22 protein-coding genes and 1 tRNA gene are annotated in these 23,544 nt (G+C 71.3%); 18 read left to right on the plus strand and 5 right to left on the minus strand.

The window, feature by feature from the left end:
• The first annotated feature begins 173 nt into the window (after positions 1–173).
• Both C6N31_RS06085 and C6N31_RS06090 read left to right on the plus strand, forming a co-directional pair.
• Positions 174–365 (plus strand): helix-turn-helix transcriptional regulator, encoded by a 192-nt coding sequence (locus C6N31_RS06085; protein ID WP_198357224.1) that lies wholly within the window; start codon positions 174–176, stop codon positions 363–365.
• A 57-nt stretch (positions 366–422) separates the two neighbouring features.
• Positions 423–1,850 (plus strand): tyrosine-type recombinase/integrase, encoded by a 1,428-nt coding sequence (locus tag C6N31_RS06090; protein ID WP_198357225.1) that lies wholly within the window; start codon positions 423–425, stop codon positions 1,848–1,850.
• A gap of 141 nt (positions 1,851–1,991) precedes the next feature.
• Here C6N31_RS06090 and C6N31_RS06095 read toward each other — a convergent pair.
• Positions 1,992–2,078 (minus strand) — tRNA-Ser (locus C6N31_RS06095).
• 200 nt (positions 2,079–2,278) lie between these two features.
• Between C6N31_RS06095 and C6N31_RS06100 the strand changes: the two genes are divergently transcribed.
• The 3 genes from C6N31_RS06100 (at position 2,279) to C6N31_RS06110 (ending at position 4,693) form a co-directional block, all read left to right on the plus strand.
• The gene (locus tag C6N31_RS06100) at positions 2,279–2,821 is read left to right on the plus strand and encodes a hypothetical protein (protein WP_138359513.1); all 543 of its coding nucleotides are present in this window, start codon (positions 2,279–2,281) and stop codon (positions 2,819–2,821) included.
• A gap of 164 nt (positions 2,822–2,985) precedes the next feature.
• Positions 2,986–4,035 (plus strand): sensor histidine kinase, encoded by a 1,050-nt coding sequence (locus tag C6N31_RS06105; RefSeq protein ID WP_138359517.1) that lies wholly within the window; start codon positions 2,986–2,988, stop codon positions 4,033–4,035.
• A complete protein-coding gene (locus tag C6N31_RS06110) occupies positions 4,028–4,693 on the plus strand; it encodes a response regulator (protein ID WP_138359515.1) in 666 nt (221 codons plus the stop codon). Before C6N31_RS06105 ends, C6N31_RS06110 begins: the two co-directional genes overlap by 8 nt.
• Before the next feature lie 75 nt (positions 4,694–4,768).
• Here the strand turns inward: C6N31_RS06110 and C6N31_RS06115 are convergent, their stop codons facing one another.
• Positions 4,769–6,544, minus strand: coding sequence for a S1C family serine protease (locus tag C6N31_RS06115; RefSeq protein WP_269282595.1), 1,776 nt, complete (start codon positions 6,542–6,544; stop codon positions 4,769–4,771).
• Positions 6,545–6,749: 205 nt separating this feature from the next.
• Between C6N31_RS06115 and C6N31_RS06120 the strand changes: the two genes are divergently transcribed.
• The 3 genes from C6N31_RS06120 to C6N31_RS06130 all read left to right on the plus strand — a co-directional run bounded on the left by C6N31_RS06120 (position 6,750) and on the right by C6N31_RS06130 (position 9,405).
• On the plus strand, positions 6,750–7,580 hold the full coding sequence (locus C6N31_RS06120; protein ID WP_244809280.1) for a glycerophosphodiester phosphodiesterase: 831 nt from the start codon (positions 6,750–6,752) through the stop codon (positions 7,578–7,580).
• A 143-nt stretch (positions 7,581–7,723) separates the two neighbouring features.
• Complete coding sequence (locus C6N31_RS06125; RefSeq protein ID WP_138351095.1) at positions 7,724–8,269, plus strand: ATP-binding protein; 546 nt, start codon at positions 7,724–7,726, stop codon at positions 8,267–8,269.
• A gap of 173 nt (positions 8,270–8,442) precedes the next feature.
• Complete coding sequence (locus C6N31_RS06130; RefSeq protein WP_138351096.1) at positions 8,443–9,405, plus strand: DUF5926 family protein; 963 nt, start codon at positions 8,443–8,445, stop codon at positions 9,403–9,405.
• 269 nt (positions 9,406–9,674) lie between these two features.
• On the opposite strand, the gene C6N31_RS06135 is transcribed toward C6N31_RS06130, so the two are convergent.
• Positions 9,675–10,322, minus strand: a complete 648-nt coding sequence (locus C6N31_RS06135) for a hypothetical protein (RefSeq protein ID WP_138351097.1) — start codon at positions 10,320–10,322, stop codon at positions 9,675–9,677.
• 219 nt (positions 10,323–10,541) lie between these two features.
• Entirely contained in the window at positions 10,542–11,228 is a 687-nt protein-coding gene (locus C6N31_RS06140) for a bifunctional DNA primase/polymerase (protein WP_138351098.1), read from the minus strand.
• Between the two features lie 579 nt (positions 11,229–11,807).
• On the opposite strand from C6N31_RS06140, the gene C6N31_RS06145 reads away from it, so the two are divergent.
• The 3 genes from C6N31_RS06145 (at position 11,808) to C6N31_RS06155 (ending at position 15,578) form a co-directional block, all read left to right on the plus strand.
• Positions 11,808–13,352 carry a PP2C family protein-serine/threonine phosphatase gene (locus C6N31_RS06145; protein WP_198357227.1) on the plus strand — a complete coding sequence of 515 codons (1,545 nt, stop codon included), beginning with the start codon at positions 11,808–11,810 and terminating at the stop codon, positions 13,350–13,352.
• Between the two features lie 147 nt (positions 13,353–13,499).
• Positions 13,500–14,951, plus strand: a complete 1,452-nt coding sequence (locus C6N31_RS06150; RefSeq protein WP_381584494.1) for an aminopeptidase P family protein — start codon at positions 13,500–13,502, stop codon at positions 14,949–14,951.
• An 81-nt stretch (positions 14,952–15,032) separates the two neighbouring features.
• Entirely contained in the window at positions 15,033–15,578 is a 546-nt protein-coding gene (locus C6N31_RS06155) for an ArsR/SmtB family transcription factor (RefSeq protein WP_187144942.1), read from the plus strand.
• 21 nt (positions 15,579–15,599) lie between these two features.
• On the opposite strand, the gene C6N31_RS06160 is transcribed toward C6N31_RS06155, so the two are convergent.
• Positions 15,600–16,043, minus strand: coding sequence for an ATP-binding protein (locus C6N31_RS06160; RefSeq protein WP_138351102.1), 444 nt, complete (start codon positions 16,041–16,043; stop codon positions 15,600–15,602).
• A gap of 205 nt (positions 16,044–16,248) precedes the next feature.
• On the opposite strand from C6N31_RS06160, the gene C6N31_RS06165 reads away from it, so the two are divergent.
• The 7 genes from C6N31_RS06165 (at position 16,249) to pheA (ending at position 23,285) form a co-directional block, all read left to right on the plus strand.
• A complete protein-coding gene (locus tag C6N31_RS06165) occupies positions 16,249–17,031 on the plus strand; it encodes a hypothetical protein (RefSeq protein WP_232484877.1) in 783 nt (260 codons plus the stop codon).
• Positions 17,032–17,140: 109 nt separating this feature from the next.
• Positions 17,141–17,863 carry a YcnI family copper-binding membrane protein gene (locus C6N31_RS06170; RefSeq protein ID WP_138351104.1) on the plus strand — a complete coding sequence of 241 codons (723 nt, stop codon included), beginning with the start codon at positions 17,141–17,143 and terminating at the stop codon, positions 17,861–17,863.
• Between the two features lie 154 nt (positions 17,864–18,017).
• On the plus strand, positions 18,018–18,662 hold the full coding sequence (locus C6N31_RS06175; protein WP_138351105.1) for an SCO family protein: 645 nt from the start codon (positions 18,018–18,020) through the stop codon (positions 18,660–18,662).
• Positions 18,659–19,141 carry a copper chaperone PCu(A)C gene (locus tag C6N31_RS06180; RefSeq protein WP_138351106.1) on the plus strand — a complete coding sequence of 161 codons (483 nt, stop codon included), beginning with the start codon at positions 18,659–18,661 and terminating at the stop codon, positions 19,139–19,141. The genes C6N31_RS06175 and C6N31_RS06180 overlap by 4 nt, the downstream gene beginning before the upstream one ends.
• An 11-nt stretch (positions 19,142–19,152) precedes the next feature.
• Entirely contained in the window at positions 19,153–21,036 is a 1,884-nt protein-coding gene (locus C6N31_RS06185) for a copper resistance protein CopC (protein ID WP_138351107.1), read from the plus strand.
• A complete protein-coding gene (gene efeB, locus C6N31_RS06190) occupies positions 21,033–22,331 on the plus strand; it encodes an iron uptake transporter deferrochelatase/peroxidase subunit (protein WP_138351108.1) in 1,299 nt (432 codons plus the stop codon). The genes C6N31_RS06185 and efeB overlap by 4 nt, the downstream gene beginning before the upstream one ends.
• Positions 22,332–22,358: 27 nt before the next feature.
• Positions 22,359–23,285, plus strand: coding sequence for a prephenate dehydratase (gene pheA / locus C6N31_RS06195; RefSeq protein ID WP_138351109.1), 927 nt, complete (start codon positions 22,359–22,361; stop codon positions 23,283–23,285).
• The last annotated feature ends 259 nt before the right edge of the window (positions 23,286–23,544 follow it).

The raw sequence follows: 23,544 nt of genomic DNA on the forward strand, positions 1-23,544 counted from the left end.
CTCCGACACGGCACCCACCCGGTTATTTCTGCGGGACTTCCACGGGTTTCTGCGGCTCACCGACCGCCCGCCGACGAAACACCATCGCCGCAGGTCAGCCCACCCGTCGCGTATTTCTGCGGATTCTGCGGTTTCTGCGGCACCACCCCGCCCGGACAGCAAGGAGTGCCACCGTGGCGACCACCTGCCCGAACCTCAAGCTCCCCGAAGTCCTGACCGAGATCGGCATCTCCCGTGCCGCGTTCTACCGGATGCGCGCGCGGGGCAAGGCGCCCAAAACCATGAAGCTGCCGAACGGACAGATTCGCGTCCGCCGCCGCGACCTCGACGCATGGCTGAGCGCCTGCGAAGAGATCTGCCACTGATCCATCAACACGGAAGGGCCCGACGCCGAGCGTCGGGCCCTTTGCATTGGGAGCCCCATGAGCCTGAGTTACGAAGTGGAAGTGTGGTCGATTCGTCAGCGGGCGGGCCGCCGCAAGCCGTACGAGCTGCGCTGGAGAGTGGAGAAGCGCGAGCACTCGCAGAGCTATCGACTGAAGACCCAAGCCGAGGGACGGCAGTCCCAATTGCTCGAAGCGCTTCGGCGTCGCGAGCAATTCGACCTAGAGACCGGACTCCCCGAGTCAGAGCTGCGCGCGCTGAATTCACCTACCTGGTATGCGCATGCTTGCGCATACGCCCTGATGAAATGGCCCAATGCTTCGGCCAAACACCGCGCGAGCATCGCAGAGACCTTGGCCACGCTCACGCCCGTACTCGTCCGGGACACCAAAGGCGCACCCCACCGTGACGTTCTCCGAATCGCTTTGTACGCGTGGGCGTTCCGCTTCATCCGCGACGGATCCGATGCCGTCCTCAAGCCCAGATCCACCATGGAGCCGCCGCCGGACGATGTGGCCGCCGCGCTGGTATGGATCGCTGAGCATTCCATGCAGGTCAGCGAACTGGGCAGGTCAACCACCGTACGAGCCGCGCTGGACGCACTGGCCCGGAAGAAGGATGGAACGACGGCCGCTCTCAACACCACCCGCCGGAAGTACACGGTCTTCAGCAATGCTCTCCGGTACGCCGTGGAATGTGACCTACTGCCAGTCAATCCCCTCACACGGATCGACTGGGAACCGCCGGAGACCGATGATGAAGTTGACTTCCGCTACGTCCCCGGCGCCGCATTGGCCCGCAAGCTCATCAATGCTGTTGGTGAGCAACGTGAACGGGGCGAGCATCTGAAGGCGTTCTTCGGGTGCCTGTACTACGCGGCTATGCGCCCTTCCGAGGCTGCGGCACTCGGACGTGAAGCGTGTGCTCTTCCGGACGCCGCGGATGCCGAGGCGTGGGGGGAATTGATCCTAGGCGAAAGCCGCCCGGAAGTGGGTTCCGGATGGACCGACGACGGGCTGTCATACGAAAAACGTGGCCTGAAGCACCGCGCTCGCAAGGCCACTCGCTCGGTACCGATTCCGCCCGAATTGGTTCGCCTGCTGCGGGAGCACCTGAAGAAATACGGCACTGCGGCTGACGGACGGCTCTTCCGAGCCGTCGAAGGTGGACGCGTTCGCTCGACCGAGTACACGGATCTGTGGCGGGTCGCCAGGGAGATGGTGCTCACCCCGCATGAGTTCGCGAGTCCCCTCGCTGAAGTCCCCTACTCGGCACGGCAGGCCGGCGTCTCGCTCTGGATCGAAGCGGGCGTGGATCCGGTGGAAGTGGCCCGTCGCGCCGGCCACAGCGTCACCGTACTGTTCCGCTTCTACGCGAAGGTCATCAAGGGCCGCCAGGAGCACGACAACGCTCGCATCTCGCGCTCACTCCAAGAGGCCAGAGAACCCATGGAACACGGAGAGTAGCCGGTCAAACTGGCCCGCGTATGGCCCGTACGCACTGGTCAGAGGTGGGATACGGGCGGAACGAGGTGAGACAGCCTCAGCACAGATGGGGTGCCTCTCAGAGAGAGACACCCCATCTGACCTGCGTCCTTCTGACCTGGGCGGAGGATGTGAGATTCGAACTCACGGTGACATCGCTGCCACGACGGTTTTCAAGACCGTTCCCTTAGGCCGCTCGGGCAATCCTCCCGTGCCCCGCCCACCTGCGGTGGAGCGGCTACAGCCTAGCGTCTGACGCGCTCCGGGAGGGCCGGTGGCCGGCACCTGGCCCGCTCGCTCCCCGAAAGGGCGGTCGGAGCACCCGCCGACGGGCCCGTCCGGTGAATCTCCACCCGTGGTTCCACCCATGGGTCCAGGTGCGAAAAGCCGTGCGGCAGCAGGCTTGGGGCATGACAACAACCGAGTGGATCACCGACATCGCCCTCGTCCTCGTCGTCTTCCGGCAGCTGCGGGAAGGCCGCCTGGACCTCCGGTCCTTCCTGATTCCGCTGGGGATCGTGAGCTTCGTGGCCTACACGTACCTCGACTCGATCCCCACCGCGGGCAACGACCTGGTGCTGATCGGCGCCCTCGTGGGCGCGGGCGCCGTCCTCGGCATCGCCGGCGGGGTCTACACCCGGATCCGTTCTGTGGGCGGGCACCTCCTGATCAAGGCCGGTCTGGTCTCGGCGGCTCTGTGGGTGCTCGGCATGGGAGCCCGGATGGGCTTCCAGCTGTGGGTCAGTCACGGCGGATCCGACGACGTGGCCCGGTTCAGCATCACCCACCACATCACCAGCGACCAGGCCTGGGTCGCGGCGTTCGTCCTGATGGCACTGACCGAGGTGGTCACCCGCCTCGCCACGATCTTCATACGGAGCCGGATCACGGCCCACCTGAAGCCGGCCCGGACCATGAACCGCGGCAGGTCCACCCTCGAACGCGCCGCCTGACCGTGGGCTATCGTCACGCCGTGCCCATACCCGACAACGCCCCCGGCCCCGGGTCGGCGCCCCACCAGGCGCCGGCCCGCCGGCCGTTTCCCGCGCGGGACCCCTGGGGGCTCTGGCTGGTGGCCGTCGGGGTCATCGTCGCCGGAGTCGTGACGATCCGGCCCATGGGTTTCAGCGGGCGCGGCCTGGCGGTCGCCGTCCTCTTCGTGATCAACTGCGCGGTGCTGCTGGCCCGGACGCTGCCCGAGACCGACGTGCCGCCGCGCTTCGCCCTGTACTGGCTGACGTTCGGCATCATCGCGGCGGCCGCGCTGATCGGCGTCAGCAGCAGCGGATCGGGTTACCTCTTCGCCTTCTTCCTGGCCGGCCACATCGGCTACCGCCTCGAGGCCCGGCCGGCCCTCGTTCTCGCGCTGCTGTGCAGCCTGTTGTGCGCCGGCGCCCTCTACTTCCGCCTCGGTCCGGGCTACCACGTCCTGCCCTGGACCGTCGGCCTGGCCACCGGCATCCCGGTCCTGCCCGGTATCGTCCGCCGCGGCCGGCAGCGGGCGCTCCAGGCGGTGCTCGAGGCGGCGGAGTCCGCCGAGCGTGCTGCCCGGGCCGAGGCCAGGACCGCCGTGCTGACCGAGCGCAGCCGCATCGCCCGCGACGTGCACGACGTCCTGGCGCACTCGCTGGCCGGGATCAACATGCAGCTGGAGCTGGCCGACGCGCTGCTCGACACCGGTGACCTGGCGAAGGTCCGGGAGGCCAACGACAAGGCGCACAGCCTCGTCAAGGAGAGCCTGAAACAGGCGCAGTGGACCGTGCATGCCCTGCGCGAGGACGCGTTGCCGCTGCTGGAGAGCCTGACCGCGATGCTCGCATCGTCCGGGCACCACGACGCCCTCACCGTCACCGGGACCGAGCGGGAGGTGCCGGCCCAGGTGGGCCAGAACCTGCTGCGAATCGCCCAGGAGTCGCTGACCAACGCGGCCCGGCACGCGCCCGGCGGGGAGGTCGCGGTGGAGCTGGCGTTCGCCGTCTCGACGGAGCTGCGGATCCGGAACCGGCCCGCCACCCGTACGGCGCCCGTGAGCGCCGGCAGCGGCATGGGACTGATCGGAATGCGCGAACGCGTCGCCCTGTTGGGTGGCACCATCACCGCGGGGCCGGTCACCGAGGGACCGGACCAGGGCGGCTGGCAGGTGGAGGCAGTGATCCCGTATGAGTGAACGGACCGAGGAACACCAGCCGTTGAGGGTGGTCGTCGCCGACGACCAGGCCGCCGTCCGGGAACCGCTGGCCGCGGTCCTCGCGCTGGCCGAGGACATCGACGTCGTCGCTGCTGCGGCGGACGGCACCGAGGTGCTGACCGCGGTCGCCGCCGGGCCGGTCGACGTGGTGCTGATGGATCTGCGCATGCCGCGCATGGACGGCATCGAGACGACCCGCCGGCTGACCGAGGACCACCCCGAGGTGGCCGTCGTCGTGCTGACCACCTTCGCCGACGACGACTCGATCCTGGCCGCGCTGAGCGCCGGAGCCCGCGGCTATCTGACCAAGAACGCCGGTCGCCAGGACATCGTCCGGGCCATCCGGGCGGCGGCCGCCGGCCAGTCCGTGCTCGACCGCGAGGTCCAGAACCGGCTCCTCGCCTCCGTTCGCACCCAGCCGCCCGCGCCGGAGCAGCCGCTGCCGGCGGACCTCACCCGCCGCGAGCGCGAGGTGCTCACCCTCATCGGCCAGGGCCTGCCGAACCGGGCCATCGCCGAGAATCTGTTCATCAGCGAGGCCACCGTCAAGACCCACATCAACAACCTGTTCGCCAAGGCGGGCATCCGCGACCGGGCCGACGCCGTGCGCCGCGCCATCGCGGGGGGACTCGCCTGAGCGCACGGGAAACGACAGGAGGTGAGGTGCCGGGTCGCCCGGCACCTCACCTCCTGTCGTTCCTGACCGCCAGGGTCAGTTCTTCTCGTCCCCGTCGCGCTTGCCGAGGGTGAGGGTGGCGGTGGAGGTCTTGCCGCCGCGGGTGTAGGTGATGGTGACCTTGTCGCCGGGCTGGCGCTGCCAGATGGCGCCGATCAGGGTCTGGCCGCTGTCGATGACGGTGTCGTCGAACTTGGTGATGATGTCGCCGGCCTTCAGGCCCGCCTTGTCACCGGGGCCGCCGGGGACGATCGCCGGGTTGCCGCTGTTGCCGTTCTCGGTGACCTTGGCGCCCTCGCCGCGGTACTGGGTGTCGAGGGAGACGCCGATCACCGGGTAGACGGGCTGGCCGGTCGCGATGAGGTTGGTGGCGACGCGCTTGGCCTGGTTGATCGGGATGGCGAAGCCGAGGCCGACGCTGCCGGCCTGCGTCTGGCCGTCGCCGCTGCCACCGGCGGACTGGATGGCCGAGTTGATGCCTATCACCGCGCCGTTGGCGTTCAGCAGCGGGCCGCCGGAGTTGCCGGGGTTGATCGAGGCGTCGGTCTGGATGGCGCTCATGTACGAGGCACTGGCGCCCTGGCCGTCGCTGGACGCGACCGGACGGTGCATGGCGCTGACGATGCCGGTGGTGACGGTGCCGGAGAGGCCGAAGGGGGCACCGATGGCGATGGTGGCGTCGCCGACCTTGGTGCTGTCGGAGTCGCCGAGCGGGATCGGGTCGAGCTTGGCGTCGCCGGCGTTCTTCAGCTTGATGACGGCGACGTCGTAGCCCTGGGCTCGGCCCACGACCTCGGCGTCGTACTTCTTGCCGTTGGAGAACGTCGCGGTCAGCTTGCCGCCGTCGGCGGCCGGGGCCACCACGTGGTTGTTGGTGAGGATGTGGCCCTGCTTGTCGAAGACGAAGCCGGTGCCGGTGCCGCTCTCGCTGCCGCCCGACGCCTCGATCGTCACGACGCTCGGCAGCGCCTTCGCGGCGATGCCGGCCACGGAGTTCGGCGCGCGGTCCAGGACCTTCGGGTCCGAGGACGAGCTGACGGTGGTGGAGTTGGAGTTGTCCTCGTGCCGTGCGGCCCAGTAGCCGACGCCACCGCCGACACCACCGGCGACCAGCGCGGCCACCAGCACGGCGGCGACCATCGAACCCATGCCGCGCGGCTTGCGCTCACCGGGCGGCGGTACGGGGACGTGAGTGCCCCACACCGGGCCGCCGGGACCGCCCGGCTGGCCGGGCTGCGGGACGGCACCGGCGTACTGCGGGAACTGCGCCGTCTGCGGGGCGCCCGGGTACGGCTGCTGGGCGTGCGCCTGCGACGGGTCGGGCTGCGACTGGCCGGGCGCCGCGGTCAGCACGGCGGCGGGCGTGGCGTACGGGTCCGCGGCAGGCGTGGCGTACGGGTCCGCGGCGGGCTCGCTGTAGGACGCGGCGGCCTCGGTGTAGGACGCGGCGACCTCGCGGTACGACGCGGGCGCGGCGGTCTCCCCGTAGGACGGGACGGGCTCGCGGTACGACGTGTCGGGCTCGCTGTACGCCGCGGGCGGCGTGGGATCCCCGTGCGACACGGAGGCCGGCACCGGTGCGGGCAGGTCGTCGGCCACCGGCGCGGCGGGCGCGGGGACCTCGGCCGGGGCCGGCGGCACCACCGGCAGGACGGCGGTCGGCGGCTCGGCCGGAGGCGCGGGCGGGGCGGCGGGAGCGGCGGGTTCGGCCGGGAGGGGCGCCTTCGAGAGCTCGCCGCGCTCCGGCGCGACCGACTCCGCGCCGGACTCGGGCGCAGCCGGGACCTGGCCGGCCTCGTTCTCGGTGCTCACAGCGGTTCTCCTATGGTCAGAGCGCGGGTGTCGGACTGGACACAGCATTTCCCACTGGGTGTCGGACCGCCGTAAGCGGTAGCTGTGTATGGCCCGCGTATGGAGTCGGGGATTATGGCCCGCGTATGGAGCCGGGGGTGTGGCGGTGCCCAGGCGCGGGCGGTCTGCTTTCCACCGCGACGCGCAGCGATGGCACCATAGCCCGGTGACTTCTGCGCATGCGGTCCGGGATGCGTTCCCGGACGGGAACCCGATCCAGGTCGTCGCCCACCGAGGGGCGTCCGAGGACGTACCCGAACATACGCTCGCGGCCTACCGCAGGGCCATCGAGGACGGTGCCGACGCCCTGGAATGCGACATCCGGCTGACGGCCGACGGCGAACTGGTCTGTGTCCACGACTGGCGCGTGAACCGTACGTCCAACGGCCGCGGCGCCGTCTCGTCGATGGAGCTGGCCGACCTCGCCACGCTCGACTTCGGTTCGTGGAAGGGGCAGCACACCGACGGTGAGGCCCCGGACACCACCGACGACGAGCGCAGCAGCGTGCTGACCCTGGAGCGGCTGCTGGAACTGGTGGCGGACACCGAACGGCGGGTCGAGCTGGCGATCGAGACCAAGCACCCCACCCGCTGGGCCGGCCAGGTCGAGGAGCGGCTGCTGGAACTGCTGCGCCGCTTCGGCCTCGACGCGCCGCCGCCGGGGGAGCGCTCCGCGGTGCGCGTCATGAGCTTCTCGTCCCGTTCGCTGCGCCGCGTGCACACGGCGGCGCCGGCGCTGCCGACCGTCTATCTGATGCAGTACGTCTCGCCGCGGCACCGCGACGGCAGGCTGCCCGCCGGGGTGCGCATCGCCGGTCCGAGCATGCGGATCCTGCGGGCGAATCCGGGGTACGTCGCACGGCTGCACCGGGCCGGGCACCGGGTCCATGTGTGGACGGTGAACGAGCCGGCGGACGTCGACCTGTGTGTGCGGCTCGGGGTCGATGCGATCATCACCAATCGGCCGAAGCTGGTGCTGTCCCAATTGGGGCGGTAAATAACGGTATTACGGGGAGTGCACCGGCGCGTTCGGACCGTGTTCGACCGATGTGAGTGCCCCAATAGATCGCAGTTGGCTTGTTTCCGGTCCAGTCCAAGGGGGCATTCATCCCGTGGCGTGGGGTGAAGGAGGTCTCGGGGGTGGCGTTGGTGGTGGCCCAAGAGGTGCCGACGTCCTCGACCATGGCCCTGTCGCATGGTCCGATGGGCGTGGCGGAGGCACGGCGCAGGCTCCGTAGTGAGCTGTGTGCGCACGAGGTGCCGGAGCCGGTGGTGGACGACGCGGTGCTGATCCTGTCGGAGTTGCTGAGCAACTCCTACCGGCACGCGCGTCCCCTCTGCGACGGCCCGGACGAACGACCCGGCGAGGCGGACGACGCGGCCGACCCCTGCGGCATCCGCGCCGCGTGGCGGATCGGTGACGACGGCCTGCTCAGCGTGGAAGTGACCGACGGCGGCGGCCCGACCCGCCCGCTGCCGGCCAGCCCGTCGCTCACCGCACGGGGCGGCCGCGGACTGGGCATCGTCAGCAACCTGTCGCTGCGCTGGGGCGTGCGGGACGGGCCCGGCGAGGTCACCGTATGGGCCCTGCTGCCGGTCAGAAGCCGCCACGCGCGGCGCGACGACCTGGTGCCGCGGCTGGACATCCCCATCGATTTCGCGGACCCGTTCGACGATCTTCCGTAGCGGTCCCGGGGCGGAGCCCGTCCCGGACAAGGCCGCGAGGCAGCGTTCTGACGGCGATTGTTCGCCGCTCTTTCCCGGATCCGTCGAAGGTTTCCCCCGCGCGTTTCCGGCTGGGGGCCCGGCGAGCGCTAGGCTCACGGCCGAAACGTAGCCGTACCGGGAGAGATCGAGCCATGGCCAAGAAGCGCCCGACGAAGACGAATGCCCCGCAGATCGTCGACGGGGAGATCCCAGTAGTCGGCGCGCGGGAGCCGTGCCCCTGCAACTCCGGCCGCCGGTACAAGGCGTGCCACGGCCGCGAGGCCTCGCACGCGGTGACCGAGCTGGTCCTGCGGCCCTTCGAGGGGCTGCCCGGCGAATGCGACTGGGTGGCGCTCCGCGAGCTGGTGCCGGCCGCCACCGTCGAGCTGACGCTCAAGGGCGGGCTGCCCGCCGACGTGCCGTCGCTGACGCTGGCGACCGTGCTGCCGATGGCGTGGCCGGGGCTGCGCCGCGACAGCGGCAAGGTCCTGCTGGGCCTGCAGAACGACACGGCCTCCGGCGACCTCAGCCGCGGTCTCGCCGACATCCTGCAGCGCGCGCTGACCGCCGAGCCGGGCTCGCCCGTCGAGGGCGCGCGCACCGACGGCGACGGCCCGCGCATGCAGGACCTGCTGGACCTGGACGCGCCGTTCGAGCCCGTGGTGCACACCGGCTTCGAGTTCTGGCTGGAGAACGCCGGTGACGCCTCCGGCGACATCGCGGCCTCGCTGGAACGCGCCAACGCCGCGGCGATCCCGACCGTCCGGCTGTCCGGTGTGGACGCCGCGTACTGGTGCGAGACGCCGGACAAGAACCACCTGCGCTGGGTGATGTCGCACCCGGAGGAGCAGCTCCTCGACGCCATGGCGCGGCTGCACGCCGCCGGGGCGTCCTCGCTCGGCGACAACACCCGCCTGGTCGGCTCGTTCCGTGCGCACGGGCTGGTCGTGCCGGTGTGGGACCTGCCGGTGGGCATGGGCGCGGACGAGGTCGAGAAGCCGGCCGCCGCGTTCGGCGAGCGGCTCCTGGAGGCGCTCGGTGCGACCGCGCCGCTGACCGGGGACGAGCGCCGCGCCCGCAGCGGCTTCATGAACCGGCAGATCACGCTCAGCTGAGCCGGGCGGAACGGAGGCGGCCCGCACTGCGGCGGGCCGCCGCGGAACGAGTGACTCCGGTCACAACTCCGCCTGCCCACCGGCAATTACGGCTTCCGGCTCCTTCTCGCGAATTTGCGTACGGAAGAATTCTTGTTACCGTTTAAACAGCCCGGTCGCTGGTGCATCCCCCGTCGCCAGCGACCGGGTTTTGCCATGCCCGGATCCGCCCCTCACCAGGCGATGTCCGGAAGTTGATCTACATTGGCTGATTTTCTGTTCAGCTATTGCTACCGATTGCTACCGGCCCGTAGCAGCATTCGCTCACTTCCCGCCGAAGCGAACTCCGCAACAGCGCTGTAGATCTCCGCCGTGCCGTCATCCGGCGAAACCGCTTTCACCGTCCGCTCGCGCGGCGTCTCGCACGAACCGGGACCGTTCCCCGCCCCGACGGAGCACTCCACCCGTACCGTCCGGCCGTCGGGGCGCATCAGGGTCAGCACTCCGCCGAGCGGGCCGCCGGTCCCGTTCCGGTAGTACGTACGGGCCCAGGTGTCGCCGCCTACGGCGATGGTGCAGGTCTGCGCCTGGACGCCCTCGGGCGAGGTGAGTTGGGGCCCGCAGGCCGCGACCGGCCGCAGCGCGCCGGAGCCGGCGCCCGGACCCGCAGCCGAGCCCCCGGACGGCCCTGGAGCGTTACCTGCGGCCGAAGAACCGCCGGAGGCCGGCCCGAGCCCCGGGAGCAGGCCGTCGACGGTCCCCGCGCCGGTACCGTCCGCCACCCCTGGCACGGACTGCGGCCTGTCGCTCCGTGCGGCGCGGGCCGGCGGACCCGCGGGGCCGGAGGGACCCGCCGTGGCGGCGGCCAACGGCAGCACCACCGCCAGCGCGATCACACTGGTGAGGGCGATCATGCGCAGATTCGGAGCGCGCTCCATCGGGTTCCACCTGTCAAGGATTGCGGCTGGTGCGGTGCGCCGAACATATCGGGCCCATCACGCAGAAAAGAGGGCCATTGCCCCGTATACCGGGCAACGGCCCCCTGCTGCTACCCGAACGAGTGACGCCGCCGAGAGCCCGCCGGACCGGGCCGACGAGCGCCTCTCCCCGGCCCCCTCATCACGTGGAGGCGTGTCCCGTCAGTACGTGAGGTGCGTTCAGTACGTGAGGTGCGTTCCGTCCGGTGCCGTCCGGCCCGCGCGGACGAGGGTGTCCACGATGAGCGCCACGCTCGGCAGCCACGGCGACGTGGCGCCGTCGTCGACCACCGGCGGCCGGATCCACCGCAGTTGTCCCCCGCTGCTGCTCGACGGCGGCAGCGCCACGTAGCCGCCCTCCCCGTGATAGCGCAATGAGCTGGGCACCCATTCGTGGGAATCGAGCAACTCGCCCAACTCCTCCAGGGAGTACGGGGCGACGAGCAGAACGAAGCGCGTCGGGGTGGCCACCACCGGGCCGAGCCGGACGCCCAGCCGGTCGAGGGTGTCCAGGGCCCGCGCACCGGCCACGGCCGGCAGGCTGACCGCCGAGACGCGGTCGCCCGTCGCGAGCACCACGGGCGCGTCGGGGCGGGCCGTCCACCACCAGCGCACCATGCGCGGGTCGCGGGTGGCCGCCATGAGTCCGGGATCGTGCGGGTGCACGCCGGGGACGGGGCAGTCCGGGCGTGGGCAGGCGCATGGCTGCGCCCCCGCCGCCCGCCAGGAACCGCGGCGGTCGTGCCCGACACCGGGCACCACCGGCCATTTCCACTGTTCCGTGTAGGTGAGAACCGCGCTGAGCAGCGCGGACTGGCCTCTCCACCGGAACGAGAGCTTGCGTCGCCTTCCGAGGATCTCGCGCATAGCGCAAAGTTCCTTTCCGTTAACGCTCAGAGGATCTGCCCATGACACAACGTAATCTCGAGCACACCGCTTACAAGGCAGCGCATCACGCTGCTAGCCGAGCGTGGAACGTGGCGAGGGGTGGCGCACGCATGGCGCTTGCTGTTCTGTCTGCTCTGTATGCCGCGCTGTGCGGTTCCGCTGGGGGTGGGAACACCCCGCCACTCGGGGGTAGGCCGGCCGTCATCTACTAGTAGGACGCTGGAGCCAGACACCGGGTTCCTACCCACCACCGTGAATATGACGCGCTGTTGGACGGCATCAGTCGACCGTCAATTGTCTTCGGGTGTGGTCATTTTCGGCCAAGCTTTCGGAGTACGACACCACTCCTTCTACCAGCACAATCCTGGACATGCCCACGATCAGGCGTGTACAAGTGGAAACCTGGTAGCGGCGCAGCACGATATGGGGGTTTGCGATGCTATTGACGCAATTGACCTGCTTCATCAAGCCCCGCACGCGAGTCGGCAAAAATCCTGAATCGCCGACAAATAGCACTGTTCGTCGCGCAGGCCGTGATCTCACGGGAAGCCGTCGGCCATGAGCACCACCCGGGTGCCAAAAGTGGCCGGAACCAAGCCACCCATTCCCGCCGCGCCACACACTTCCGCCCCTGCGGCCGAATGCCGCCCCGTGGATCGGCTCGCCGCCGTCCAGGACCGGCTGGCCTGTTGGATCTCCGATCTCACCACACTCCATGAGCTCACCGAACGCCTCGCGCGCACCACCGGCCTCGACGAAGCGCTGCGGGAAGTGCTGCGGGCCGGCGCCGCGTTGGTCGGTGCGCGCCGCGGTCTGCTCGTGCTGGAACCCGCCGACCGGCTGGGTCCCGACACCACCGTCGGCCTCGGCCTCGGCCACGCCGACCTGGGCACCATCGAGACCGTGCCGCACGGCGCCGCCTCCTACGGGATCCTGCTCGACGGCACCGACGAGAGCACCGGCAGCACCGCCGGCGCGGCCATCCCCGGCGGCCCCACCGGCACCGGGGACGGCCCGGACGGGACCGCGCCCGCGGACACCTCGGCGCCCACGACAACGCCCGTGACGACACCCACGACCGCTGCCGCGAACGCGTCCGGCGCCACGGAGAGCGACCGTCCCGCGGGCCGCGACGAGATCATCCACCCCGATCTGCCCCACGAGCCCGGCCTCGACCCGCGGCACCGCGAGGTCGCCGCGCACCTCGGCTTCGACGCCAGCTACGCGCTGCGGCTCACCACCGAGCGGACCGGCCACCTCGGCGCGGCCGTCTGGCTGTACGACGAACCCGCCGCGCCGGTCGAACGCCAGCGCCATCTCGTCGGTCTCTACGGCCGGTACGCCGCCGAACACATCGCCCGCCAGCTGGAACTGAGCCGCGCCCGCGGCACCCTCGCCACCCTCGCCGAGGAGCTGCTGCCCGCCCGGCTGCCGCGGGTCGCCGGCGTACGGATGGCCGTACGCCACGACACCGGGCCGCGGGGCGGCGGCGACTGGTACGACGCGCTGCCACTCCCCGAAGGCGCGCTCGGCCTCGCGGTCGGCGGCGTCACCGGCTCCGGTCCCAGCGCGGTCGCCGCGATGGGCCGGCTGCGGGCGTCGCTGCGGGCCTACGCCGTCATGGAGGGCGAGGACCCGGTCGCCGTCCTGTCCGACCTGGAGCTGCTGCTGCGGCTCACCGAGCCCGCCCGTTCGGCGACCGCGCTGTTCGCGTACGCGGAACCCGATCAGCACAAGCTCGTCCTGGCCGGCGCGGGACACTGCCCGCCGCTGATCATCGGCGACCACCGGATCGAGTACGTCGAGACCTCGCTGTCGGCCCCGCTGGGCATGCTGAGCTGCTGGGAGGCTCCCAGCGTCGAGGTCCGGCCGGAGCCCGGAGAAACGCTGCTGCTCTACACCGACGGCCTGCTGCACCGCACCGGCGAACCGATGGACCGCGCGCTCGCCCGGCTGCACGCCGCCGCCCAGAGCGCGCCGCGCGCCACCCGCGACGACCCGGACCTGCTCGCCGACCACGTGCTGCGCACCGTGCTGCCGGACGGGCTCGACACCCTCGACAGCGCGGAGGACGTCGTCCTGCTCGTCGTCCGCTTCGACTGAGCCCCCCATCCCCCCGAACCCGCTGGACCCCCCTGGACCCGCCAGAACCCGCCAGGTCCGCTTTGCCGCACTTCGTGACCTAAGCCCTCTGTAACCGGCCTTCCGTACGCACATACGATGGATCGGTCTATTGCGAGGAGGCAGGACGTGTCCGAAGAGGTCGAAGCGGCCGAAGAGCAGCCGATCAAGCAGCGTAAGAACGGTCTCTACCCCGAGGTCTCCGACGAGCTCGCCGAGCTGATGAAGTCCGAGTGGGCCGACACCGAACTGCACGACCTGCGGCCGATCGCCCAGGCGCCCCACGCCGCCCGCCGCCGGGCCGCGCTGTCCGCCCGTTTCCCGGGCGAGCGGCTGGTCATCCCGGCGGGCAACCTCAAGACGCGCTCCAACGACACGGAATACCCCTTCCGCGCGTCCAGTGAGTACGTCCACCTCACCGGTGACCAGACGCAGGACGCCGTCCTGGTCCTGGAGCCCGCCAAGGGCGGCCAGGGGCACGACGCGACCGCGTACCTGCTCCCCCGCTCCAGCCGCGAGAACGGCGAGTTCTGGCTCGACGGCCAGGGCGAGCTGTGGACCGGCCGCCGCAACAGCCTCGCCGAGGGCGCCCAGCTGCTCGGCCTGCCGTGCTCGGACGTCCGCGAGGTCGTCGCGAAGCTGGCCGTGGCGACCGGACCCGTACGGGTGGTGCGCGGCTACGACGCGGGCGTCGAGGGCGCGCTGACCGACAAGGTCACCGCCGAGCGCGACGCCGAGCTGAAGGAGTTCCTCTCCGAGCTCCGGCTGGTCAAGGACGAGTGGGAGATCGGCGAGCTGCAGGCGGCGGTCGACTCCACCGCCCGCGGCTTCGAGGACGTCGTCAAGGTGCTGGACAAGGCCGAGGCGACCTCCGAGCGCTACATCGAGGGGACGTTCTTCCTCCGGGCCCGCGTCGAGGGCAACGACATCGGCTACGGCTCGATCTGCGCGGCAGGACCGCACGCCACCACCCTGCACTGGGTGCGCAACGACGGCCCGGTCCGCTCCGGCGAGCTGCTGCTCCTGGACGCCGGTGTGGAGACCCACAGCCTCTACACCGCCGATGTCACCCGGACCCTGCCGATCAACGGCCGGTTCAGCGACATCCAGCGCAAGATCTACGACGCGGTCTACGCGTCGCAGTCGGCGGGCATCGCGGCGGTCAAGCCCGGCGCCGCCTACCGCGACTTCCACGACGCCTCGCAGCGCGTGCTCGCCGAGAAGCTCGTCGAGTGGGGCCTCGTCGAGGGCCCGGTCGAGCGGGTCCTGGAGCTCGCCCTGCAGCGCCGCTGGACCCTGCACGGCACCGGCCACATGCTCGGCCTGGACGTCCACGACTGCGCGCACGCGCGGACCGAGACGTACGTGGACTGCGTGCTGGAGCCCGGCATGGTGCTGACCGTCGAGCCCGGTCTGTACTTCCAGGCGGACGACCTGTCGGTGCCGGCCGAGTACCGCGGCATCGGCGTCCGCATCGAGGACGACATCCTCGTGACCGCCGACGGCAACCGGAACCTGTCGGAAGGGCTGCCGCGCCGCTCCGACGAGGTCGAGGCGTGGATGGCCGGCCTCAAGGGCTGACACGCAGAGCTCGGCATGCGTGACCTGTGTGAACCGCCTCGGGCGCCGCGATACGGCACCCGGGGCGGTTTACTGGCCGCCGTGACGACAACCGACCCCGCGCTGCGCGCCCTGGCCCATCCGGTACGGCTGCGCATGCTGTCGCTGATGTGGGCCGCCCCGCTCTCCGCGGCGGAGCTCTCCCGGGAGCTGGGCATCTCGCACGCGCTGGCCAGCCAGCATCTGCGCCGGCTGGACGCCGCAGGACTCGTCGAGCTCACCGAGGTCCGCTCCCACCGGGGCGGCAGGGAACGGCGCTACCGCACCGTGCACGGCACCCCGCTGTCCAACCGGCAGGACGGCGCCCCGCTGCTCGCCGAGGCGCTCGCGCACAACCTGCGCGACCGGGCCGCCCGCCGGGCACCCGGGCAGGACGGTGTGACCTCCGACGCGGAACTGTGGGTCGCGCCCGAGGCCTGGGACACCTTCCGCACGCGCATGGCGGAGCTCCTCGCCGACCTGCACGAGGCCGCCCGCGCCCCGCACACCCCCGGTTCGGTCCTGCTCGGCGCCACGGTGATGGCGTTCCTCGTGCAGGCCGATGAGGAGGCCGGAGAGCAGGCCGAGGAAGACCCCGCCGCCCCTTAGCGCCGGAGGATCTCCCTCAGCTCAGGACGCCTTGAGCAGCGAGTCGTCCCGCCACTTGAGGACCTTGTCGATCGTCACCACGGCGCCGTGGCCCGGCCGGTTGTGGAAGTGGACGTGGTCCACCAGCGCCTCGATGAGGAACAGTCCCCGTCCGTCCTCGGCATGCCGGCCCTTCAGGGCCAGCGGCCGGGCGAGTTGGTGACGTGGCCGGTCGGGCGCGAAGCCCGGGCCGGAGTCGGCGACCTCGATACGGCAGCGGTCGCCGTCGATGCGCGCCGTCACGCTGTAGTCACCCTCGCCCGCGTGTTCCACCGCGTTCGCACAGGCCTCGGACAGTGCCACCGACAGGTCGTAACAGATCTCCGGGTCCACACCGGCGGTCTGCATCGTCCCCAGCAGCAGTCGTCGGGCGAGCGGAACGCTCGCGGCCTCGCGCCGCAAGTGGAGAGACCACCAGATGCTCATGCTCCAGCCTCCAGGCCGCGGCTCGACTTACGGATACCTATAGCCACGAATTGCGCCCCGTAAGCGTCCTCTTGACGTGATGCCGCTCATTCGGCGGATGTGGGACCCCGGCGTACAGGTGTAAAAGGGCGACTCGCCCGCACCCCCGCAAGCCGGACACCCCCCGTATGCGCCGGTTCCCGGCGGTGAGAGGATGACGCCCGTCATGGCATCCCCATCCTCCGTTTCCCCCGTGCGCGCGGGCGCCGGGCTGCGACTGCTGCGGGCCGCGGTGTTCACCGCGGTCTGTGTCGTGCTGTCCGCGGCCGGGCACGGACTGGCGTCCCGTCACGGGGTGCCGGCCGGCGCGCTGGTGGTGGGGTCCCTCGTGGTCTTCGCCGTGGCCGCGCCGCTGGCCGGGCGGGAACGGTCGCTCCGGGGGATCGCCACGACGCTCACTCTGGGGCAGCTCGCGCTGCACGCCGTGTTCGGCGCCGGACAGGCCTGCACGGACCCCGCGACGGGCCGGGACGGCTCCGCCGGTGTCCTGGCGCTGGCCGGCCGGCTGCTGTGCGGCAGCCACACCTCGTCGGCGGCCCTCACGCAGCAGAGCGCGGAACGGATCGTCCGCGACGCCGGCATCGACCCGGCGTCGGCGATGTCCATGAGCCCCGTCACTCGAACGGGTGACACCGGGATCACCGGAATGCACGCGGCGATGGCGTACTCGCTGCCGATGCTGCTCGCGCACCTGTTCGCCGCGCTGGCCGTCGGATGGCTGCTGCGGCGCGGCGAGGCCGCCCTGTGGCGGCTGGTGAGCCTGTCGGCCGACGTGCTGCGCGGCGTACTCGTCGCGCTGGTGCGCGTCCTGGTAGCCGGAGCGGCCGACGACCGGCTCGCCGCGCTCCGGCCCCGCCGGTTCGCCACCGGGCGGGGATCGGCGCGCAGCGTACGGCTGCGCCACAGCCTGCCGCGGCGCGGGCCACCGGCCTACGCCCTGGCGGTCTGACGCGAGCGGTCTCCACCGGTCCGGTTCCCACCGGTCCACGGGGACGGCGGTCTCGCGCGTTCCGCATACGCGCCGGCCCTTCCCTCACCACTCACCGTGGAGTCCTCTCATGAACAGTTCCCGCATGCGCCGCCTGACCACCGTCGGCGCGCTCACCGGTTCCGCGCTGCTGATGGCCGTCGTTCCGGCCTTCGCCCATGTCTCCGTCACGCCCAGCAGCGCCCCCAAGGGCGGCTACAGCACCGTCGCGTTCAAGGTCCCGAACGAGCGGGACAACGCCTCGACGATCAAGGTCGAAGTGAACCTGCCGGCGGACCACCCGATCGCGTCCGTCTCCACCCAGGCCGTGCCCGGCTGGAAGGTGGAGGTCACCAAGACCAAGCTCGCCAAGCCCATGACCATGCACGGCAAGACGGTGACCGAGGCCGTCACGAAGATCACCTGGAGCGGCGGCACGATCGAGCCCGGCCAGTTCCAGCAGTTCCCCGTCTCGTTCGGGCCGCTGCCCGACGACACGGACCAGCTGGTCTTCAAGGCCCTCCAGACGTACTCGAACAACGAGGTCGTCCGCTGGATCGAGGAGGAGAAGGCCGGCGCGGCCGAGCCGGCCAACCCGGCGCCCGCGCTGAAGCTGACCGCGGCGGCGACGGACGCCCACGGTGCCGCGGCCCCCGCCGCCGACGCCAAGGCGAAGGACACCACGACCGCCGCGGCCGCCGACTCCGACAGCAGTGACTCGACCGCGCGGATCCTGGGCATCACCGGAATCGTCATCGGCGTCATCGGCGTCGCGTTCGGTGTCCTGGCCGGACGCCGCCGCACCTCCGCCTGACGCACCGGCCGGGCGGCCGTAAGGCACGTCGTCGGCACGTCCGATGCTCCGTACGTGGTGCCGGGACCCCGCGAGTCCCGGTACGCCGTCGCATCGGTACGCCGCCGGCCCGTACGGCCGCCCGGCCCCGCCATCGCACTCCCCGGGAAACTTCATGCGTACAACGATCAAGATCGGCGTGGCCCTGGCGGCCGTCGCGGCCCTCGCCGGATGCGGGGCCTCCAGCGGCGACTCCAAGGAACCGCTCGCGGTCGTCTCCGGAGCGGCGTCCAAGCCGGGCACCCTCCTCGACGCCCCCTTCAACAAGCCGCAACTGACCCTCACCGACACCCACGGCAAGCCGTACGACCTGGTCAAGGAGACGGCGGGCCGGCCCGTTCTGCTCTTCTTCGGCTACACCCACTGCCCGGACGTGTGCCCGACGACGATGAGCGACCTCGCCATCGCCAAGTCGCGGATGTCCAAGCCCGACCAGGAGAAACTGCGGGTCGTGTTCGTCAGCACCGACCCCGCACGCGACACCCCGCAGCGCCTCGGCTCGTGGCTGGCCGCCCAGGACAAGGACTTCATCGGCCTGACCGGTGACTTCGGCACGATCCAGAAGGCCGCGAAATCCGTCGGCGTCGGCATCGAGAAGCCGGTGACGGAGAAGGACGGCAGCATCACCGTCACCCACGGCGCCGAGGTCCTGGCCTTCTGGCCGAAGGACGACAAGGGACATGTGCTCTACATGTCGGGCACCACCTCGGACGAGTTCGCCGCCGACCTGCCGAAGCTCATCAGGAGCGAGGCACCGTGAGGCGCCCCAGGCCCGCCCATGCCCTGATCGCCACCGTCGCCCTCGGCGGCTGCCTCGCGCTCGCCGGCTGTTCCTCGGCGTCCGACGCCTCGGCACACGCCGGGACGAAGGGGCCGAAGCTCGCGGTGAGCGGGGCGTACATACCGCAGCCGGTGATGGCCGACATGGCCGCCGGGTATTTCACGGTCACCAACACCGGCGACACCGACGCGGAACTCACCTCGGTCAGCAGCGACCTGGCCGCCGACATCACCCTGCACACCACCACCGACAACCGGATGCGCAAGGTGAACTCCCTGACCGTCCCGGCGGGCGGGCGGCTTACGCTCAGCAGCGGCGGAAATCATCTGATGCTGAGGGAACTCACGCACAAGCCGGTGGCCGGCGACAAGGTGTCCATGGAACTGCACTTCGCCGAGGCGGGCCCGATCGGCGTCACCGTGCCGGTCGAGCCGACCGGCTACCGGCCGAAGGACTGAGGGGAGCAACGATGACCATCAGGCGTGCGCTGGTCGTACTGGGCGCCCTGCTCGCCGTCGTGCTCGGGGCCGCCGCCCCGGCTTCGGCGCATGCCGCGCTGGTGAACACCAACCCCGGGGAGGACTCCGTCGTCAAGACGGCGCCGCAGCAGGTGCTGCTCACCTTCTCCGAAGGCGTGCTGCTGTCCGCCGACTCGCTGCGGGTCCTCGACCCGGCCGGCGGCCGGGTGGACAGCGGCACGCCACAGCACGCCAACGGCAACAGCTCCACCGCCGTGGTCGCGCTGCGCGCCGGACTCGGCGACGGGACCTACACCGTCGCCTGGAAGGCCGTCTCGGAGGACAGCCACCCGGTCGCGGGCGCCTTCACGTTCTCCGTCGGCGCCCCCTCCAAGACCACCGTCGTCCTCGCCGACCAGGACCAGGCCGTCGGCGGCGGCGCCGCGGGCGTCCTCTACGGCATCGGGCGCTACATCGCCTACGCCGGGTACGCGCTGCTCGTCGGCTCCTCCGTCTTCCTCGCCGTGTGCTGGCCGCGCGGCGCGCTGCTGCGCCCCATGCAGCGGATCGCGGTCGGCGGCTGGGTCGCGCTCGTCGCGTCCACCATCGCGCTGCTGATGCTGCGCGGGCCATATGTGAACGGCAGCGGGCTCGGTGACGCGTTCGACCTCGGCGTGATGCGCGACGTCCTCAACACCCGGCCGGGCGCCGCCCTGCTGTCCCGACTGCTGCTGCTCGCCGCCGCCGCCGTCTTCCTGGCGGTCCTGTTCGGCTCGTACGCCAAACGCGGAACGCCCGCCAACGAGAGCGAGCGGGCCGAGCGCGCCGACCTCGCCTGGGGGCTGGGCATCGGCGGCGGCGTCATCGCGACGGGTATCGCCGCGACCTGGGCGATGGCGGAACACGCCTCCGTCGGCATCCAGTCCGCCCTGGCCATGCCGGTCGACGTCGTGCACCTGCTGTCGATGGCGGTGTGGCTGGGCGGCCTGACCGCCCTGCTGACCTCCCTGGTGGCGGGGCTCGGCATCGAACGCGAAGCCGTCCAGCGGTTCTCCCGCATCGGCTTCGCGGCGGTCACGACGCTGGTCGCGACCGGCATCTACCAGTCCTGGCGGCAGCTCGGCTCGTGGGACGCCTTCGTCTCCACCTCCTACGGGCAGCTGCTGCTCGTCAAGATCGGCCTGGTCGTCCTGCTCGTCGAGCTGGCCTGGCTGTCGCGCCGCTGGACCGCGCGGCTCGGCGCGCCCGCCGTCCCCGTCACCGCCGCGGCGGCCGTCAAGCGGCCGGAACGCGTCGTGGCCGGCTCGTCCACCGACCCCGCCCGCCAGGCGCAACTGCGGCTCCAGCGCACCGCGCGGGACAGGACCCAGGCCAAGCGCACCCGCGAGGCCGACCTCGAACGCAGCGGGCTGCGCAAGTCCGTGCTGGCCGAGGTCGTGGTCGCGGTGGTCGTCCTCGCCGTGACGACGCTGCTCACCGGCACCCAGCCGGGCCGCGCGGCGCAGGCGAAGACCGGCTCGGCGCCCGCCCCCGCCACCTCCTCCTCCGGGCTGCCGCTCAGCGTGCGCATCCCGTACGACACGGGCGGCCCCAAGGGGAAGGGCCAGGCCCTGATCACCATCGATCCGGGCCGGGTCGGCCAGAACGAGGTGCACGTCCTGATCTCCGGCGCGGATCCGGTGCCGGTCGACGTGCCCGAGGTGAAGCTCGAATTCACCCTCAAGGCCAAGAACATCGGCCCGCTGCCCGTACCGCTGCAGCACCTCGACGTCGGCCACTGGACCGCGGCCTCGGTGCAGCTGCCGATGGCCGGAACGTGGGAGGTGTCCGTCACCGTGCGGACCTCCGAGATCGACCAGGTGACCGAGACCAAGAACGTAGAGATCACGTCATGACCGAGCAGCGGACGACCGAACACCGGACCACGGACGAGCGCGCCGCCGACGAGCTCCCCGCCGGGCGGCACCTCACCCGGCGACGGCTGCTCGGCACCGCAGGAGCCGCGGGCGCGGCGGGTCTGGTCGTCGGCGGCGCGGGCGGGGCCTTCGGCGCCGCCGCCCTGCGGGACGAGCCGGCGACGCCGGCCTCGGTCGGCGCGACCGGCGTCCCTTTCCGGGACGGCGCGCACCAGGCCGGCATCACCACCCCGCAGCAGGCCCGGGGCCATCTGGTGGCCTTCGATCTCACCGCGGGGCAGACCCGCAAGAACGTCGCGGCGCTGCTCAGGCGCTGGTCGGCGACGGCCGAGCAGCTGATCGGCGGCCGGCTGGAGACCGGCGACGACCAGATCGCCTACGACGCGGGCCCGAACTCGCTGACCGTCACCTTCGGGTTCGGCGGTTCGCTGTTCCCGAAGACCGGTCTGGAGGACCGGGCGCCGCAGGCCCTCGCGCCGCTCCCGCCGTTCTCCGCGGACGCGCTGGACCCGGCCCGCAGCAACGGCGACCTGTGGGTGCAGATCGGTTCCGACGACGCGCTCGTCGCCTTCCACGCCCTGCGCGTGCTGCAGAAGGCCGCGGGGGACACCGCCCGGGTGCGCTGGCAGATGAACGGCTTCAACCGCACACCCGGCGCGACCCCGCGGCCGATGACGTCCCGCAATCTCATGGGCCAGGTGGACGGCACCAACAACCCCAAGCCCACCGACCCGGACTTCGACCGCCGGATCTTCGTTCCGGCCGGCGGCACGGCCCGCTCACCGCAGTGGATGGCGGGCGGCTCGTACGCGGTGGTGCGCAGGATCCGGATGCTGCTCGACTCCTGGGACCATCTGTCCGTGGAGCGGCAGGAGAAGGTGATCGGCCGCCGCAAGTCGGACGGCTCACCGCTGTCCGGCGGTACCGGGACGACCCCGGTGGACCTGGACAAGCGGGACGCCCAGGGGGCGCCGGCCATCGCGGGCGACGCGCACATCCGGGTCGCGGCGCCTGCCTCGAACGGCGGAGCGGCGATGCTCCGCCGGCCGTTCTCGTACCACGACGGCATCGGCTCCGACGGGACCCCGGACGCCGGTCTGCTCTTCGTCTGCTGGCAGGCCGATCCGCAGCGGGGATTCGTCCCCGTACAGCGGAAACTGGACCGCGGGGACGGGCTGTCCCGCTTTCTGCGCCATGAGTCGAGCGCCCTGTTCGCGGTCCCCGGCGCGCCGGGCCCCGGTGAGTACGTGGGGCAGCGGCTGCTGGAGTCGTGAACCCGTCCGGCGCATTAGGGTGACGGTATGTCGGCTAGCCGCTACACCTATCTGGGTCCTGAAGGCACTTTCACCGAGGCCGCGCTCAGAACGCTGCCCGAGGCGGCGACCCGGGAGCTGGTCCCGATGGTGTCGGTGCCGGCCGTGCTGGACGCCGTGCGCAACGGCGAGGCCGGCGGGGCGCTGGTGCCCATCGAGAACTCGGTGGAGGGCGGCGTGACCGCCACCCTGGACGAGCTGGCGACCGGCGTGCCGCTGATGATCTACCGCGAGGTCCTGCTGCCGATCGCGTTCGCGCTGCTGGTGCGGCCGGGCACGAAGCTCAAGGACGTGAAGACGGTGACCGGCCACCCGGTCGCCCAGCCGCAGGTGCGCAAGTGGCTGCGGGCCCAGCTGCCGGACGCGCTGTGGGAGTCGTCGGCGTCGAATGCGGACGGGGCGCGGCTGGTGCAGGAGGGCCGGTTCGACGGCGCGTTCGCGGGCGAGTTCGCGGCGTCCACGTACGGTCTCGAACCGCTCGTCACCGAGATCCATGACGCGAAGAACGCGGCGACGCGCTTCGTCCTGGTCGGCCGCCCGGCCCGCCCGGCGGCGCCGACCGGCGCGGACAAGACCTCGGCCGTCTTCTGGCTGGGCGACGACCACCCGGGCGCGCTGCTGGAGCTCCTGCAGGAGTACGCGGTGCGCGGTGTGAACCTGGTGCGCATCGAGTCCCGGCCGACCGGCGAGGGCATCGGCCGGTACTGCTTCTCGGTGGACTGCGAGGGGCACATCACCGACCGGCGGGTCAGCGAGGCGCTGATGGGGCTCAAGCGGATCTGCCCGCAGGTCCGGTTCCTGGGCTCGTACCCGCGGGCCGACGAGGTCCGTCCCCAGGTACGCCCCGGCACGACCGACAGCGAGTTCACCGACGCCGCCGACTGGCTGGGCCGGGCGCTGGACGGGCGGGGCTGAGCTGCCCTCCAAGGCGGCCCGCCGGTGTCCCCGTAGTTGTCCACTGAGTTATCCACAGGCCCGAGGTCCAGCCTGGGGATAACTGGGGATAAGTCGACAGACCAATCTGACCTAGTCGACAAATCGGCACACAGGCACCGAGCCCGTCCACAGTGGCCCAGGTCACCCTTCGTCAGCCCAATTCCTCTGATCAACTCTATAGGGGGAACACTTCTCACTCGAAAGTGAGTGTTAAGAGGGTTTGGACCGGGAATCCTTC

Origin of the sequence: Streptomyces fildesensis (genome assembly GCF_016107395.1) — a bacterium.
In the GTDB taxonomy this organism is placed as follows: Bacteria; Actinomycetota; Actinomycetes; order Streptomycetales; family Streptomycetaceae; genus Actinacidiphila; species Actinacidiphila fildesensis.